Origin of the sequence: Streptomyces sp. AB3(2024), from assembly GCF_041862025.1 — a bacterium.
Classification (GTDB): domain Bacteria; phylum Actinomycetota; class Actinomycetes; order Streptomycetales; family Streptomycetaceae; genus Streptomyces.
Genome location: NZ_JBGWAB010000277.1, coordinates 1 through 3,210, shown reverse-complemented (window position 1 = coordinate 3,210; position 3,210 = coordinate 1). Strand labels below are relative to the sequence as shown.

The following is a 3,210-nucleotide window of genomic DNA, read 5'->3' as shown; positions in this document are numbered from 1 at the left end:
GCCGCCGCGCCGTCCTCGCCCCGGCCGGGGGCGAGGCGGCGCAGGCGGCGCAGGCGCAGGGTCCTTCCGGTCATTCGCGCCCCATGTCCCTGTGGACGACGACGGTCTCGACTCCCTCGGAGGCGAGGCGGGCGGCGAGCTTCTCGGACATGGCGACGCTGCGGTGCTTGCCGCCGGTGCAGCCGACCGCGATGGTCACGTACCGCTTGCCCTCGCGGCGGTAGCCGGTGGCGATGAGCTGGAGCAGCTCGGTGTAGCGGTCGAGGAACTCCTTGGCGCCGGGCTGGCTGAAGACGTAGCCCGAGACCTCCTCGTTGAGCCCGGTGAAGGGGCGCAGCTCCGGCACCCAGTGCGGGTTGGGGATGAAGCGGCAGTCGACGACGAGGTCGGCGTCGACGGGGAGGCCGTACTTGTAGCCGAAGGACATGACGGTGGCCCGCAGCTCGGGCTCCTCGTCGCCCGCGAACTGGGCGTCCATCTTCGCGCGCAGCTCGTGCACGTTCAGGCTGGAGGTGTCGATGACCAGGTCGGCGTCCCCGCGCAGCTCGCGCAGCAGGTCGCGCTCGGCGGCGATGCCGTCGACGATGCGGCCGTCGCCCTGGAGGGGGTGCGGCCGGCGGACCGACTCGAAGCGGCGCACCAGCGCGTCGTCGGAGGACTCCAGGAAGACGATGCGCCGGGTGACCCCGCGGGCCTCCAGGTCGGAGAGCGACTCGCGCAGGGCGTCGAAGAACTGGCGGCCGCGGACGTCGACGACGACGGCGATCCGCGCCACGTTGCCCTGGGATCGGGCGCCGAGCTCCACCATGGTGGGGATCAGCGCGGGCGGAAGGTTGTCGACGACGAACCAGCCGAGGTCCTCCAGACACTTGGCCGCGGTGCTGCGGCCGGCCCCGGACATCCCGGAGATGATCACCAGTTCGGGGATGGCCGCCTCGGCGTTGTCGCCGGGCTCCGCTGTCGTGCCCGTACTCACCTGTGCTCCGTCTCGGTCGTGCGTGGTCTCGTGCTCGGTCATTGCTCGGTCCCCCGTTCGGACGCTGCTCCCGCCGGCGCGGGTGCCTCGTCCTCCATGATCTCTCCTGTCGCCGTGTTGACGGCAGGACCGGCCGGGGGAGCCTGGGCGAGGGCCGCGGCCACGGTCTCGGCCGTCTTGCGTCCTATGCCCGGGACCTCGCAGATCTGGTCGATTGTCGCCTGTCTCAGCTTCTTCACCGAACCGAAGTGCTTGACCAGGGCCTGCTTGCGGCTCTCGCCGAGGCCCGGCACCTCGTCCAGGGGGCCCGATTTCAGGCGCTTGCCGCGCTTGTTGCGCTGGTACTGGATGGCGAAGCGGTGGGCTTCGTCACGGACCCGCTGGAGCAGGTAGAGGCCCTCGCTGGTGCGGGGCAGCACGACGGGGTCGTCCTCGCCGGGCAGCCAGACCTCCTCCAGCCGCTTGGCCAGGCCGCACACCGCCACGTCGTCGATCCCGAGCTCCTCCAGCGCCCGCTTCGCGGCCGCCACCTGGGGCTGCCCGCCGTCGACGACGACCAGCTGGGGCGGGTACGCGAAGCGCTTGGGCCGCCCGTCGTCGTCCGCCGCGCCGACCACGCCCACCGCGCTCTCGACGTCGCCGGCGTCCTGCGCGTCCTCGGGGGACCACTCCCCCGTCTTCAGCTTCTCCTGGAGGTAGCGGCGGAAGCGCCGGGAGACCACCTCGTGCATGGAGCGGACGTCGTCCTGGCCTTCGAAGGACTTGATCTGGAAGCGCCGGTATTCGCTCTTGCGGGCGAGGCCGTCCTCGAAGACGACCATCGAGGCCACCACGTCGTCGCCCTGGAGGTGGGAGATGTCGAAGCACTCGATGCGCAGCGGGGCGCCGTCCAGCTCCAGGGCCTCGGCGATCTCCTCCAGGGCGCGGGAGCGGGTGGTGAGGTCGCTGGCGCGCTTGGTCTTGTGCAGGGCGAGGGACTGCTGCGCGTTGCGGTGGACGGTCTCCATGAGGGCCTTCTTGTCCCCGCGCTGCGGGACGCGCAGGCTGACGTTGGAGCCGCGCCGTCCGGCCAGCCACTGGCCCAGGGTCCCGGTGTCCTCCGGGAGCACCGGGACCAGCACCTCCTTGGGGACGGCCTCGCCCTTCTCCTCCCCGTACAGCTGCTGCAGGGCGTGCTCGACGAGCCCGGCGGTGTCCACGGCCTCGACCTTGTCGGTGACCCAGCCGCGCTGGCCGCGGACCCGGCCGCCGCGGACGTGGAAGATCTGCACGGCGGCTTCGAGCTCGTCCTCGGCGACCGCGATCAGATCGGCGTCGGTGGCGTCGGCGAGGACGACGGCGTTCTTCTCCATGGCCCGGCGCAGGGCCCCCATGTCGTCGCGCAGCCGGGCGGCCTTCTCGTACTCCATCTCCTCGGCGGCCTCGTGCATCCGCTGTTCGAGGCGGGTGAGGTAGGTGCCGGTGCGGCCGGCCATGAAGTCGCAGAAGTCCTCGGCCAGTTCCCGGTGTTCCTCGGGCGTGACCCGGCCGACGCAGGGCGCGGAGCACTTGCCGATGTAGCCGAGCAGGCAGGGCCGGCCGATCTGGGCGGAGCGCTTGAACACGCCGGCGGAGCAGGTGCGGACCGGGAAGACGCGGAGCATCAGGTCGACGGTCTCGCGGATCGCCCAGGCGTGCCCGTACGGGCCGAAGTAGCGCACGCCCTTCTTCTTGGGGCCGCGCATGACCTGCACGCGGGGGAACTGCTCGTTCATGGTGACGGCGAGGGAGGGGTAGCTCTTGTCGTCCCGGTACTTGACGTTGAACCGGGGGTCGAACTCCTTGATCCAGGAGTATTCGAGCTGGAGCGCCTCGACCTCGGTGGAGACCACCGTCCACTCGACGGAGGCGGCCGTGGTGACCATGGTGGCGGTACGGGGGTGCAGGCCCGCGATGTCCTGGAAGTAGCTGGCCAGGCGCTGACGCAGGCTCTTGGCCTTCCCGACGTAGATCACCCGGCGGTGCTCGTCGCGGAACTTGTAGACCCCCGGGGAGTCGGGGATCTGCCCGGGCTCGGGACGGTAGCTGGAAGGGTCGGCCATGCCGCCCACCCTACTGGCGCGGGCCGACAACGGGCCGTACCCCGCCCCTGCCGCCCCGCCCCCCGGGAGGGGGCGGGGCGGCCCCGCGGGGCCCCGCCCCAGGCGGTGGCCGGGCACAGCGGTGCGGGGGGTCAGGGCCGGGTAGATAGGAAT

The 3,210-nt window shown here is 71.7% G+C and carries 2 protein-coding genes; both read right to left on the bottom strand.

The features are described 5' to 3' along the window. Positions 1 to 70: 70 nt before the first annotated feature. Positions 71 to 1,018, bottom strand: coding sequence for an RNase adapter RapZ (rapZ, locus tag ACEPPI_RS40260; protein ID WP_373920203.1), 948 nt, complete (start codon positions 1,016 to 1,018; stop codon positions 71 to 73). Next, complete coding sequence (gene uvrC, locus ACEPPI_RS40255) at positions 1,015 to 3,057, bottom strand: excinuclease ABC subunit UvrC (RefSeq protein ID WP_373920202.1); 2,043 nt, start codon at positions 3,055 to 3,057, stop codon at positions 1,015 to 1,017. The genes rapZ and uvrC overlap by 4 nt, the downstream gene beginning before the upstream one ends. Between the last annotated feature and the right edge of the window lie 153 nt (positions 3,058 to 3,210).